The organism is Acinetobacter variabilis, from assembly GCF_000369625.1.
GTDB lineage: Bacteria > Pseudomonadota > Gammaproteobacteria > Pseudomonadales > Moraxellaceae > Acinetobacter > Acinetobacter variabilis.
Window position 1 is genome coordinate 1,419,049 of the sequence record NZ_KB850113.1, and the last position, 14,253, is coordinate 1,433,301.

The window sequence follows — 14,253 nt, forward strand, 5'->3', positions numbered from 1 at the left end:
CCATGACTTCATTTCAAAACATTATTCCATTTCAATCCGAGCAGCTGGCGCAGGCTCACATCATCCAGTCTGATAAGGAAGCCTTAGAAATTGCCCGCAATCTAGCAGATCACTTCAAGGCCGGTGCGGTACAGCGTGATGCTGAACGTATTCTGCCATTTGAGGAAATCGAGGCTTATAGCCAGTCCGGACTCTGGGCTATTACTGTACCTAAAGAATATGGTGGTGCAGAAGTGTCTAGCTATACGGTGGCACAAGTCATTGCCCTAATGAGCGGTATGGATGGATCAATCGGTCAGATTCCGCAAAACCATTTCTATGGTCTCGAAATCCTGCGCAATAACGGCACGGAGGAACAAAAACAGAAACTCTATGCCGAAGTCTTAAAAGGTGCACGTTTTGGTAATGCCCTAGCTGAATTCAAGACCAAGACTGCTGCACAGCGTCAAACCGCGATCCGCAAAACCGAGCAAGGCTATGTCATTAACGGCGAAAAATTCTATTGCACCGGCAGCCTGTTTGCGCACTGCATTCCAACATTGGTCGTAGATGAAAACGAGCAGCAATTCTTGGTTTTTGTGCTACGTGACAGCGAAGGTCTCACCTTGATTGATGACTGGAGCGGTTTTGGCCAGCGTACTACTGGCAGTGGAACGGTGAAATTCGACAACGTGCAGGTGCTCGAAAAAGATGCCGTACGTTTTGATACGGCCTATTCCCGCCCTACCGTTTCCGGCCCTTTCGCGCAATTGCTACATGCTTCCATTGAAACCGGCATTGCCCGTGCTGCATTTAAGGAAACCTTGAACCGTGTACGTCAGGCGCGTCCCTGGATTGATTCGGGTGTGGACAAAGCCACCGATGATCCGCTGACCAAACTCGAACTGGGTCGTGTGATCGCTGATGTGCGTGCTTCTGAAGTGTTACTGAAACAGGCAGCCCGTTCTGTCGATGCAGCTTAAGCTGATCCGACTGAAGCTAGGGTTGCCAAAGCCTCTCTGGATGTAGCCAAGGCCCGTGCGCACAGTAGTGAAACTGCATTAAAAGCATCATCGAAGCTGATTGAATTGGCTGGCAGTCGTGGTAGCCAACGCGAAGATGGTCTGGATCGTTTCTGGCGCAATGCCCGCGTACATACCCTACATGATGCCTCTCGCTGGAAATACTATTTTATCGCCAATTATTTGCTGAATGGCATACTACCTCCACGCCGGGGGACGTTGTAATGACAAATATTATGAACAGCTCGAAAGCGAAGGAAATCTTGCTCAATGCCTTTGATATGAACTGTGTGGGACATATTAATCATGGCTTATGGGCTCATCCGAGGGATGAATCGCATCGCTTTAATGAGCTGAGCTACTGGACCGATCTGGCAAAAACCTTAGAACTAGGATTGTTTGATGGTCTATTTATTGCCGACATTACCGGGGTGTATGACGTCTACCAGAATGGTATTAATCTGACTTTAAGAGAATCAATTCAATTACCGAGCCATGATCCAAGCACCTTGGTGTCTGCCATGGCAGCTGTCACTAAAAATCTCGGTTTTGGGGTCACGGTGAATCTCAGCTATGAATCGCCATATCAGTTCGCTCGCCGTTTTGCCAGTCTGGATCATCTGACCCATGGTCGTATCGGCTGGAATATCGTGACAGGTTATCTGGACAGTGCGCAGCGCTTGATTGGTGAAAATGGCCTGAAAGACCATGACCTGCGCTATGAACAGGCCGAGGAATTTTTACAGCTATGCTACAAATTCTGGGAAAGCTCCTGGGAAGATGATGCTGTGCTGAAAGACAAGCAGCAACGTATCTTTACTGATCCAGCCAAGGTGCACCAGGTCAATCATCAGGGTCAATTTTATCGTAGCCAGGGCGTGTTCCAGGTTTCACCTTCTGTTCAACGTACGCCTGTGCTGTTCCAAGCCGGTGCTTCACCACGGGGTATGGCCTTTGCTACTCAACATACTGAAGGCATGTTTATTGGTGGTGATCATCCGGACAAGATTAAAAAACAGGTTGATCAGATTCGTCGTCAGGCCACTGAACAAGGCCGTGATCCTGAAGCGATCAAGATTTTTTGTCGGCATTACCGTGGTCACTGCAGCAACGGATGAACTAGCACAGCAAAAGCTGGATGAATACCGTGCTTATGTCAGCCCTGAAGCGGGTCTTGCACATTTCTCAAGTTCTGTCGGCATCGATCTGTCTAAGTTCGCCGATGATGAACCAATTCCTTATCAGAAAACCAATAGCATTGCTTCAGTGAATAACAAGTTTAAGGAACAGCAGATCACGCCAAATGACCTGAAAGCCCAGCATGTACTGGGTGGGCGTTATCCACTGATCGTGGGCAGTGGCGCAACGGTGGCAGAAAAACTGATTCAGCTGATTGATGAAACCGGTATTGATGGCTTCAACCTGACTCGCACGGTTGCACCTGAATCGCATCAGGATTTTATCCAATTAGTGATTCCTGAATTACAGCAGCACGGACGCTATAAGACTGAATATGAACGAGGCAGTTTCAGACACAAGCTGTTTCAGCAAGGAGACCGCTTACCTAGTGCGCATCCAGTACAGCAATTCCGATGTCAAAAATCCGCCTCAACAGCGAACACAAACTTAAAGCAAAAACAATCAGCATAAATTCATTTTGAGGTGCAACATGGCACAAACTGCTAAAACAAAATTCAGCATTATTGGGGTAATTATTGCCGTCGTCATTATCGGACTGGTGGTATGTAACCAACAAAAAAAATCTGGTTCGAATGAACTGGTCATCGGTATCAGCCCATCTTTTGCCAAACCTTTACAGGTCGCAGCAGAAGAAGCCAAACAGCAAGGTGTCAATGTCAAACTGGTCGAATTCTCGGACTGGAATACACCGAATATCACCCTGAATCATGGCGATATTGATGCCAACTTCTTCCAGCATCAGCCATTTTTGGATAATGCCAAGAAAGAAACTGATTTTAAAATCAAAGCATTTGCCAAAGGTGCAGCGACTCACGTTGGCCTGTATTCCAAGAAAATTAACAGTCTGGATGAGTTAAAAGACGGCGCAAAAGTGGTGGTGCCAAACGATCCAGTCAATCAGGGACGTGCGCTACTGTTATTGCAACAGGCTAAACTGGTGACACTGAAAGATCCTAACAACCACCTGTCCAGTCTGAAAGATATTGCAGTGAATCCAAAGAACCTGCATTTTATTGAAGTTGAAGGTCCACAAACCGCACGTGCCATTGATGATGTTGATCTGGCATTTGGCTATCCACACTACTTACGTCTGGCTAAAACAGCTGATCCAGAACAAGCGTTGTTATTTGACTCTAGCAAAGACAACCGTTATGCGATCCTGTTTGCCGTACGTGAGGACTATCAGGACAAAAATGACAAGCTGAAAAAATTTGTTGAAATCTATCAGAACTCACCTCGCGTGAAGGAAGCATTAGATGCTGACTTTGGTGCGAAGCTCTGGTTCCCGGGCTGGAAATAAGGAGAATACTATGGTGAGTTTTGGTTCTCAGGTGGCGTTTTCCGTCCCGCATATCAAAATCCGCAACCTGAATAAATACTATGAGGTACAAGGCAAATCGGTACATGCCTTAAAAAACATCAACCTAGATATTCCTGAAAGTAAAATTTTCGGGATTATCGGGAAAAGTGGCGCGGGGAAATCTTCGCTGTTACGCACTTTGAATGGTCTGGAACAGATCAGTGAGGGTCATATCCATATCCATCAACAAGATCTGGCTGGGCTCACCCATGCTGAACTGATCCAGTTACGTCAGCGCATTGGCATGATCTTTCAGCACTTCAACCTGATGTCTGCCAAAACCGTATGGGAAAATGTGGCATTACCTTTAAAAGTCGCGAATTATAAAAAATCAGACATTGATGCACGTGTAAACGAAGTACTGCAACTGGTAGGCTTAAGCGAAAAAGCGCAGAACTACCCTTCTCAGTTATCCGGTGGACAGAAACAGCGTGTCGGCATTGCCCGTGCACTGGTACACTATCCGGAGATTCTACTCTGTGATGAAGCCACTTCTGCACTGGATCCGGAAAGTACTTCTGTGGTGTTATCACTGTTAAAAGAAATTAACCAGAAACTCAGCATTACCATTGTGCTGATCACCCATGAAATGCAGGTTATTCGTGAAATCTGCGATCAAGTCGTCGTAATTGAAAAAGGTGAAATTGTTGAAGCCGGTGAAGTCTGGTCTGTATTCTCCAATCCACAGCAACAAATCACCCAGGAACTGCTGAATCTGGAACAACTGGAACTGCCATTTGCGATCAGTCCTGAAGTCGCTGCTGATACTACACATAGCATTATCAAACTTCGCTATGCCTCTAGTGTTCAGCATTCACCAGATTTGAAAGTGATTTTTGAACAGTTCGAGCATCCGGTGCATCTCTATCAAAGTCATATCGACAGCATCCAGAATCATCTGGTCGGTAGCCTGATTGTCGCGGTTGCTGATCTGAATCTGGATACCGACTTACTTCAGCAAAAATTAAAACAACACATTGCACAGATTGAGGTGATTGGCTATGCACGACCAACTCATTGATTTATTACTAACAGGAACCACCGATACCCTCATCATGGTTGGTGTATCCGCAATCGTTGCCTTTTTGATTGGTTTACCGATGGCGGTTGTGTTAGTCAGTACGTCTGAACATGGTATTTACCCATCTAAACCCATTAATCAGGCTTTGGGCTGGGTTGTGAATATTACCCGTTCGGTGCCTTTCCTGATTTTGATGGTGGCGCTGATTCCTATTACCCGCTGGATTGTCGGCACCAGTTATGGGGTCTGGGCAGCCGTTGTACCTTTAACCTTAGCGGCGACTCCTTTCTCTGCCCGGATTGCTGAAGTAAGCCTACGTGAAGTCGATCAGGGGCTGATAGAAGCGGCTCAAGCAATTGGTTGTAACCGTAAGCAGATTATCTGGCTGTGCTATTGCCTGAAGCTTTAGCGGGGATTGTGGCTGGTTTTACCGTCACTTTGGTGACCATGATTAACTCCTCGGCGATTGCCGGTGCGATCGGTGCAGGTGGATTGGGTGATATTGCCTATCGTTATGGCTATCAGCGTTTTGATATGCAGATCATGCTAGCCGTAATTGTGGTGCTGGTAATTCTGGTCATGCTAGTTCAGGCCACTGGTGACACCCTATCGAATCAGCTCGATAAACGTAAAATTTAAAAACATCTATTTCATAAGTTTTCAACAAAGCACCCAGCCATGACCTGACTTTGTCATGGCTTTCATGTAAAATCACTGGCAATTTTTATATAACGCTTTGTGAGTTATTTCATGGGTTTTAATTGTGGTATTGTAGGCCTGCCTAACGTTGGTAAATCTACGCTTTTCAATGCATTAACTAAAGCTGCAATTGCTGCGGAAAACTTCCCATTCTGTACGATTGAACCAAACACCGGTATCGTGCCTGTGCCTGATCCACGCCTAGACAAACTTGCTGAAATTGTGAAACCACAACGCGTGGTACCAACTACCATGGAATTCGTGGACATCGCGGGTCTGGTTGCTGGTGCATCTAAAGGCGAAGGTCTGGGTAACCAGTTCCTAGCTAACATCCGTGAAACTGATGCAATTGCTCACGTTGTTCGTTGTTTCGAAGATGAAAACGTGATTCACGTCAACGGTAAAATTGATCCGCTTGATGATATCGCAACGATTAACACTGAACTTGCTCTAGCTGATCTTGAAACTGTGACTAAAGCAGTGACTCGTTTGGCGAAGTCTGCCAAAGGTGGCGATAAAGAAGCTGTAGCCACTAAAGCCGTTCTAGAAAAAATCCTACCTCTTCTAGATGAAGGCAAACCTGCCCGTGCAGCAAATCTGGATGATGACGAACGTAAACTGGTTCGTGGCTTTGGTCTATTAACACTTAAACCAACGATGTACATCGCTAACGTGGCAGAAGACGGTTTTGAAAACAACCCGCACCTCGATGCGGTACGTGAACTGGCAGCTGCTGAAAATGCAATCGTGGTTCCACTTTGCAACCAGATCGAAGCTGAAATTTCATTGCTTGAAGATGAAGACCGTGCCGAATTCCTGGAAGCAATGGATATGGAAGAGCCGGGTCTGAACGTGGTAATCCGCGCAGGCTATTCACTGCTAGGCTTGCAAACTTACTTTACTGCCGGTGTACAGGAAGTTCGTGCCTGGACGGTTAAAGTCGGTGCTACTGCCCCTCAAGCAGCGGGTGTCATTCATACTGACTTCGAAAAAGGCTTCATTCGCGCAGAATGTATTGCTTATGATGACTTCGTACAGTACAACGGCGAAGCTGGCGCTAAAGAAGCTGGTAAATGGCGTCTGGAAGGTAAAACTTATATCGTTCAGGACGGTGACGTTCTGCACTTCCGTTTCAACGTATAAGTTTAAAACCAAAGAAAAGCCCCAAATCTGGGGCTTTTTTGTTACCAAATTTGATTTCTTGCCATTTTCATACGCATCTTTACACCTTATTTATAAAAATCTCACCCCATAACATTAATGATAATAATTCTCATTGTATTTAATACAACTCAAGCGTATTTTAAAATTTAGTCGAAAATTCCACTCACTCAATTACGCTTAAGGACAATTAAAGATGAGCTATACCCTTCCCGAACTCCCTTATGCTTATGATGCATTGGAACCGCATATTGATGCTAAAACTATGGAAATCCACCATACCAAACATCATCAAACTTATATCAACAACATCAATGCAAGTATTGAAGGCACAGAATGGGAAGATCTTTCTGTGGAAGAACTGGTAAGCAAAGCCAATCAGGTACCTGAAGATTTGAAAAATAATGTGATTAATAATGGTGGCGGTCATGCCAACCATTCCCTGTTCTGGACAGTAATGAGCCCAGAGGGCGGTGGCAATCCTGAAGGTGAAATTGCACAAGCGATCGACAAGGAGCTTGGTGGCTTTGAAGCTTTTAAAGAAGCTTTTACCAAGGCAGCCTTAACCCGTTTTGGTAGTGGATGGGCCTGGCTCAGCGTAGCACCTGATCAAACCATTATTATAGAAAGTAGCGCCAATCAGGACTCACCACTCATGCATGGCAATACTCCGATTCTAGGTCTGGATGTCTGGGAACATGCGTACTATTTGAAATACCAGAACCGTCGTCCTGAATATATTGCCGCTTTCTTTAATGTGGTGAACTGGAAGGAAGTGAATCGCCGTTATCTGGAAGCACTTTCAATATAAATGAATACAGTAGGACGAAATCTCATGTCTTGGCACTCTTTACGCTTGATCTGCGGCCTCAGTATTCTTTTGGGCGGAGCAGTGTTGTATCTAGAACGTCTCTTCATGTTGCTTTAAGACATGATCGTCTAACTGTATGGGAAGCCTTATTCTGAGGCTTCTTTTATTTTTTGCTGTTTGAATTTTCTATAGGGAGATGAATTTAAAATTTAAGAACGCAATTCACAAACATTGACGCTATCAAAGCCATTGGTACATGATGCCACTTCACACGCATGAGAAGCTTGTACTGCACTTACTAAAACAGTACTTATACTTATCGCTAAAAACAATTTATTTAACATTTAAACTTACTCCGAAAATTAACTTCTATTTCCAAATCGCTTGATTATTAGTCAATTATAGGACTTTTTTAATGACTCAGGGCAATATTTCTTGATTTTAATTATTGTTTATTTATATAAATATAATCGTTTTTTATAACAAAAAAGCGGAACCAAAGTTCCGCCTGAAGATTATAAAACCCGATTAAGACTGTTCAGCTACTGCATTACCTTTCTGCTTTGGATCAGTATTTCCCAGTTCAGGATGAGCAATTGCTCCCTGACATTGCTGTTTATCACGCTCATAGTCGGCCTGTCTCTGTGCCACGCTACTGCTATTTTCAACGGTGCTACGTGCCCAGATTTCCAGACTGGTTAAAGCCTTACGACATAAGGCATATTTTCCTTCCGTCACTGAGTCAGTCATTTTCACATTAATGCGCCAGTCAGTACTTAATTTACGGGCCGGTTGACGCACCTGAGCATCAATCTGCTCCATTTCCTTGTTATAGACCAGCGGATCGACTTCATTCATGAATTGCCATGCAGCATTAGCATAAGTTGTTGCATCATTGGAGAGTTTAGGTGCCGCTTTAATTTCGGCCTTTGGCGCTTGACTGTCATTTCCACAAGCTTGAAGAAATAAGGTGCTGCCGATTAAAACACCGACCAGCATTGCACGTGTCTTGAACATCAACATATCAGAATCGCCAGTTAAATATTTCGGCACTATGCTAGTAAATTCGCGTACAATACACAATCTTGATTTAATCCCTGTTTTAACTCTCTCCCTCAAGGTGTTTTGTGTCTGACCACAATCTAGTAGCGATGCAACCTGCCGGTTTCTGGCAAGGTGCCAAAGATAGCCAGGCCATTATATTTACTTACCTTCCGGTCTCCTTTGCTTTTGGCGTTTCTGCCACCCAGTTCGGCTTTACTGCCTGGGAAGCCTTATTTCTGTCCTGCTCCATGTATGCCGGTGCCAGTCAATTTTTAGTTGTAGCTCTACTTGGTAGCGGTACTTCGATCTGGATGACTGCATTGACCGTAATTGCTTTGGACATTCGCCATCTTTTATACGGCCCAGCTTTACAAAACCTGATTCAGGACCAACTCAACTTAAAGAAAACCGCAGTCTGGGCTTGGGGTCTTACTGATGAAGTCTTTGCTTCAGGTATGATCAAGCTGTCACAACGGCGTCAGGAATGGTCAGAGTCGTGGATGCTCGGTCTGAGTCTGTTTAGCTGGTTATCTTGGGCGACAGGTTCATTTCTAGGCGGCCTATTTGCTGATCAGGTTAGTCATCTGCCACAATTCTTGCAGGCGGCTTTAGATTTCCTGCTACCTGCCCTGTTCTTAAGTTTTTTATTGGCAGCCTTTGAAAAGAAACATACCTTTGTCGTGACCATCACGATTATTGTCTCAGCAGTTGCCTGTTATTTTATCGATTTGTCCGCTGCGATCTTTATTGGCATCAGTTCCGGCATTTTGGCCGGCCTGTTCAAGCACTATGTACTGAAAAAACCAGATCCTGAATATGCAGGAGATCAATCATGAACCTTGAAATTATTTTGGTCGGGATTATTGTCGGAATTGCCAATTTTGCCTCACGTTTTGGTCCTTTCTATATGATTCAAAAATTTCAGCAGGGTTCGCAAAAACGTGGTGCGCTTTGGCTGAAAATCGCTTTGGGTTCGATTGGAATTGCTGCCATCAGTTCCATGCTGGTTGTGGCGACCTTACCATCCTTACTGGAAACGCCAGATAAAAGTTTTGCCATGCTGATCGGTTTTATTGTACTCGCTGGACTATATTTCAAGTTCAAGAAAATCGTCATGGCGACCTTAACTGCAGCCTTAACTTATGGCCTGATTTATACCTATATCCCCGTGCCTTTTTAAGCCTTTTAGAAAATTAGAAATCTCATTCAAGACTTATGCTAAATTAAATATATAAGTCTTTTTTATATAAGAAGAAAAATAAGGAAAGTATTGGTATGTTCGAGCCAAAGCAAATGATTGAAGGGAAAATATTTATTCATCATCGACGTGATGAAATGTTGGCTATTTTAACCAGTATGAATTACCCGGCTGTTATTTTGAATGTTTTATCAATGCACAGAATTTTACTGGTCATTTTGTAGAAGTGGTTGCTGAACCCGCAGATCATGTCCGTGTCATTTATATTCAGAAGCATGGCAAAAATAAAATCATTGCCCTATATAACCAGACTCAACAGGTAATCCATCTGCATCCCAAACAAATCATTTTTAGCCGATGGAGCCTGCTACATAAAGGCATTCCAAATCTTATTTATGTATTTTGCTTTAGTATAATATTACTGTTTTTATTCTTTTCACTTGTCGCAGTGTCAAATCATCAATTCCATTTTTTCACTGTATTCCTCGATGCACTGCAATTTTCAGGATTTGGTTTATTGCTATGGATATTTGGTTTTATCTGTCCTTTTGTCATTCCCTCTTACACCTTTAAGAGAATACAAAGTCTGAAACTTCTCCATCAACTTCAACTCAATGACATGCAAATTCTGCATATGGAAAAACTCAATCCGCAAAACCGTATTTATGATTTAAACCCTATGAAAAATACAGTAAAGCGAACTGCCTGATTTCAGATGCAATTCTCTATAAAGTTTTATAAATAAAACTGCTGGTCAATATCACAATTTTGTATGAAACTCGGCTTACCTCGGCATTGAGTTCTGTTATGCTAAAAGTCCATAAAATCAAGCATGGATAATACACATGAACGTGACTATTGGTACTCCTCTTCAATCTTCAGCTTTTAAAGTTCTATTGCTAGGTTCAGGAGAACTAGGTAAGGAAGTGGTGATTTCCTTGCAACGTTTAGGTGTAGAAGTTCATGCTGCAGATCGTTATGCAGATGCTCCTGCCATGCAGGTGGCACATTTTTCTTATGCCTTAAATATGGCAGATGCAGCGGAACTCAAACAGCTCATTCAAAAAATTCAGCCGCATCTTATTGTTCCTGAAATTGAAGCGATTGCAACAGAAGTATTGGTTGAAATTGAAGAACAGAATATTGCCACTGTGATTCCGTCTGCCAAAGCAGTGAACTTGACCATGAACCGTGAAGGCATTCGTCGTCTGGCAGCTGAAGAACTAGGCTTACAGACGTCTGCTTATCGCTTTGCCGCTTCTCTGGAATCTTTCCGCGCAGCCTGTGATGACATTGGTTATCCAAACTTTGTGAAACCGGTGATGTCTTCTTCAGGTAAAGGCCAATCTCGCGTGAAGAGTTTTGAAGAAGTCGATGCTGCCTGGGAATATGCGCAAACAGGTGGTCGAGTTAATCAGGGCAAAGTAATTGTCGAATCACAAATTGATTTTGATTTTGAGATTACCCTGCTTACTGTGCGGGCTAAGAATCCTCAAACTGGCGAAATCGAAACCTCTTACTGTGATCCAATCGGACATCGTCAGGACTCAGGTGACTATGTAGAAAGCTGGCAGCCTCAGCCAATGAGCCCGGCTGCTCTGGAAGAATCAAAACGTATCGCCAATAAAGTCACCACGGCATTGGGCGGTTGCGGCATTTTTGGTATAGAACTCTTTGTCAAAGGCGACAAAGTATGGTTTAGTGAGGTTTCACCTCGCCCGCATGACACTGGTCTGGTCACTTTGGCTTCCCAGTTCCAGAGTGAATTTGAACTGCATGCCCGTGCTATTTTAGGCTTACCAGTCAATACAGCTCGCCATAGTGTGGCTGCCAGTGCCGTAATTTACGCAGGTGTCGATGATCGCAATCTTTCATTTTCTGGCCTGAATCTTGCTTTAGCCCATGCCGATACCGATTTACGCCTGTTTGGTAAACCTGAAGGTTTTAAACGCCGCCGTATGGGTGTCGTGACTGCGCGTGCAGAAAGCATTGAACAGGCTCGCGAGCTGGCTCAACAGGTTGCTGACCAAGTTAATGTGAATCAAAATTAAGTAAATACAACGGACCACTGTTCATGATCAATACCTCCCCACTGCTGAATTACATTAAAAGTCACAATGACATCAAAGCGATCAACCAATGGCGTAGCGATGTAGAAAATCAGCTTCAGGAATGTTTTGAAAATGGACAGTCTATCCGTGACATCATTCAGGCCCGTTCCAACCTGATTGATGAGGCTCTGCAATTCCTGTGGAATCATGCTGAATTGGATCAAACCGATTTGGCACTTTTCGCAGTCGGCGGTTATGGCCGCCGCGAAATGCTGCCTTATTCAGATGTCGATATCATGATCCTTTCTGAAGATGATTTCACTCCAGAGCAGGAAAAGCTGATCTCCAGCTTTATTTCCTCTCTTTGGGATGTAGGCAACTTCAAACCGGGCATCAGTGTTCGTACCATCAATGAATGTGTCAATCAGGCCAGCAGCGACCTTACTGTAGCGACGTCCTTGATCGAGGCACGTCTGATTATTGGCAATGAAAATTTGACCAAGTGGCCACGCCGAATCGTTTCACAAACCTGGACCGATAAAACCTTTTTTGATGCGAAAATGGATGAGCAGCACAAACGTTATGCTCAACACAATAATACTGAAAGCAATCTGGAACCGGATATTAAAAATGCACCGGGCGGTATCCGTGATATTAACCAGATTGGCTGGATTGCCAAACGTCATTTCCGTGTCAACCGTATTTATGACCTGGTGCATCTGGGCTTTATTTCAGAGTTTGAACTTGCCGTACTCGAAGAAGCTGAAAGCTTTCTCTGGGAAATTCGTCATCATTTACACCGTCTGACCAAGCGCGATGAAAATCGCCTGCTGTTCGATTATCAACGAGATATTGCGGCGATGTTTGGTTATACCCGTGAAGAAGGTCAGTCACCGAACTATCCAATCGAACAGTTTATGAAGCGCTATTACCGTAGCGCACAGCAGGTTTCGACTCTGAATGAAATGCTGCTGGCCTATTTTAATGAATCGGTCATTACTCCGCGTTTACCTCAATATGAACGCCAGATTGAAGAAATTAATGAAAATTTCAAACTGGTCGATGGCAAGTTAGCAGTTCAACATCACAAGATTTTCTCGGAAAAGCCAAGTGCCATTCTGGAAATTTTCTATTTGCTGGCTAATCGTCCTGAAATTGAGGGCATACGTGCCCGTACTTTACGTCTGCTTACTCTGGCAGCTAAACGTATTGATCAGGATTTCCGTGATAATCCGGTACACCAGGCCCTATTTATGGCCATCATTCGTTCACCGCATCGCCTCTATGAAACCTTGGTGGCAATGAAACGTTATGGTGTCCTGGGCAAATATATTCCGGCTTTCGGACAGATTACCGGCCTGATGCAATATGACCTGTTCCATATCTATACCGTAGATGCACATACCCTGCTCTTGATCCGCAATCTGAACCGCTTTAAGGAACCTGAATTTGCCAAAGAATTCCCTGTAGTCAGCTCCGTGTTCCAGCGCTTAGCACGTCGTGACATTGTTTATCTAGCGGCTATTTTCCATGATATTGCCAAAGGTCGTGGTGGCGATCATAGTGAGCTTGGTGCAGCCGATGCGATTCAGTTCTGCCGTACCCATGGCTTTACCGAACGTGAATGCAATCTGGTTGCTTGGCTGATTGAAAACCATTTGTCCATGTCGGTGACTTCACAGAAAAAAGACATTTCCGATCCGGATGTAGTCAAAGAATTTGCTGAAAAAATGGGCGATATGGAGCATCTGGATTATCTGTACACGCTGACAGTGGCAGATATTAATGCGACCAATCCAAAACTCTGGAATACCTGGCGTTCTTCTTTAATGCGTCAGCTTTATACGCATGCACGTGATGTGATCCGTTCTGGCTTGGGCCGTCCGGTTGATTACCAGATGCTGATTGAAGATACCAAATTTGAAGCCAGTGAACGGTTGGTGGAACATTTTTCCCTTTATGATGTCGAAAAAGTCTGGCAGGAATTGGGCGATGATTACTTCCTGAAAGAATCTGCCGATGAAATCGCCTGGCATACCCGTGCCATTCTGGAACATGGTGATAATCCTGCACCATTGGTATTAATGCGTGCGCATCGTAAATATGCGCAGGATGCCGTGCAGATCTTCATCTATACCCAAGACAAGCCAAATCTGTTCGCTACCACGGTTGCTGTTCTGGATCGCATGAATCTGGACGTTCAGGATGCCCGGATTATTACCGCGACCAAAGCCTTTAGTCTGGATACCTATGTGGTACTTGACCGTTTTGGCACGCTGCTGACTGACCCGGAACGTGAAGCGACTGTGATTGAAGCCTTACAGGATGCCTTAAGTCATTCTGATGAATATCCAGGTCTGATGCAGCGCCGTATTCCGCGTCAGTTACGTCATTTTGATATTGAAAATACTGTCGATATCACTCTCAATGAGGCTTTAAATCAGAATATGGTGGAAATTGCGACACTTGACCATCCTGGTTTACTTGCGAAAATTGGCGGTTTATTTATGATGCAGGGTCTGGATATTCACTCTGCTAAAATTGCCACGCTTGGCGAACGTGCTGAAGATATTTTCTTTGTCACCAAAAAAGATGGCAGCCCAATGACCCAAACAGAGTCCGACAATTTTGCAGCGGCATTAAAAGCTGCTCTGGATGAGGCCTCACATCAGGTCAATGCTCAACACTAATACACTGCTCGGTAACA

9 protein-coding genes and 3 pseudogenes are annotated in these 14,253 nt (G+C 44.3%); 11 read left to right on the plus strand and 1 reads right to left on the minus strand.

The annotated features are described in order from the left end of the window. Nucleotides 1-2: 2 nt before the first annotated feature. The 7 genes and pseudogenes from F897_RS12395 to F897_RS12425 all read left to right on the plus strand — a co-directional run bounded on the left by F897_RS12395 (nt 3) and on the right by F897_RS12425 (nt 7,253). Nucleotides 3-1,226, plus strand: a pseudogene (locus F897_RS12395) (SfnB family sulfur acquisition oxidoreductase). Nucleotides 1,227-1,237: 11 nt separating this feature from the next. Next, nucleotides 1,238-2,651, plus strand: a pseudogene (locus F897_RS12400) (LLM class flavin-dependent oxidoreductase). Between the two features lie 19 nt (nt 2,652-2,670). Continuing rightward, entirely contained in the window at nt 2,671-3,501 is an 831-nt protein-coding gene (locus F897_RS12405) for a MetQ/NlpA family ABC transporter substrate-binding protein (RefSeq protein ID WP_005236348.1), read from the plus strand. 10 nt (nt 3,502-3,511) lie between these two features. Continuing rightward, nucleotides 3,512-4,582, plus strand: a complete 1,071-nt coding sequence (locus F897_RS12410) for a methionine ABC transporter ATP-binding protein (protein WP_005236349.1) — start codon at nt 3,512-3,514, stop codon at nt 4,580-4,582. Beyond that, nucleotides 4,563-5,221: pseudogene (locus tag F897_RS12415) on the plus strand (methionine ABC transporter permease). Before F897_RS12410 ends, F897_RS12415 begins: the two are co-directional and overlap by 20 nt. A gap of 111 nt (nt 5,222-5,332) precedes the next feature. Next, nucleotides 5,333-6,424 (plus strand): redox-regulated ATPase YchF, encoded by a 1,092-nt coding sequence (ychF, locus tag F897_RS12420; RefSeq protein WP_005236355.1) that lies wholly within the window; start codon nt 5,333-5,335, stop codon nt 6,422-6,424. Nucleotides 6,425-6,638: 214 nt separating this feature from the next. Next, nucleotides 6,639-7,253, plus strand: coding sequence for a superoxide dismutase (locus tag F897_RS12425; protein ID WP_005236365.1), 615 nt, complete (start codon nt 6,639-6,641; stop codon nt 7,251-7,253). Between the two features lie 528 nt (nt 7,254-7,781). On the opposite strand, the gene F897_RS12430 is transcribed toward F897_RS12425, so the two are convergent. Beyond that, nucleotides 7,782-8,276 (minus strand): hypothetical protein, encoded by a 495-nt coding sequence (locus tag F897_RS12430; RefSeq protein WP_005236368.1) that lies wholly within the window; start codon nt 8,274-8,276, stop codon nt 7,782-7,784. A 128-nt stretch (nt 8,277-8,404) separates the two neighbouring features. Between F897_RS12430 and F897_RS12435 the strand changes: the two genes are divergently transcribed. The 4 genes from F897_RS12435 to glnD all read left to right on the plus strand — a co-directional run bounded on the left by F897_RS12435 (nt 8,405) and on the right by glnD (nt 14,236). After that, nucleotides 8,405-9,133: an AzlC family ABC transporter permease gene (locus F897_RS12435; protein WP_171065474.1), complete on the plus strand. Its 729-nt coding sequence runs from the start codon at nt 8,405-8,407 to the stop codon at nt 9,131-9,133. Continuing rightward, complete coding sequence (gene ygaH / locus F897_RS12440; protein WP_005236372.1) at nt 9,130-9,477, plus strand: L-valine transporter subunit YgaH; 348 nt, start codon at nt 9,130-9,132, stop codon at nt 9,475-9,477. Before F897_RS12435 ends, ygaH begins: the two co-directional genes overlap by 4 nt. A gap of 854 nt (nt 9,478-10,331) precedes the next feature. Continuing rightward, on the plus strand, nt 10,332-11,546 hold the full coding sequence (purT, locus tag F897_RS12450) for a formate-dependent phosphoribosylglycinamide formyltransferase (protein ID WP_171065475.1): 1,215 nt from the start codon (nt 10,332-10,334) through the stop codon (nt 11,544-11,546). Between the two features lie 23 nt (nt 11,547-11,569). Beyond that, the gene (gene glnD / locus F897_RS12455) at nt 11,570-14,236 is read left to right on the plus strand and encodes a [protein-PII] uridylyltransferase (protein WP_005236380.1); all 2,667 of its coding nucleotides are present in this window, start codon (nt 11,570-11,572) and stop codon (nt 14,234-14,236) included. Nucleotides 14,237-14,253 lie beyond the last annotated feature (17 nt).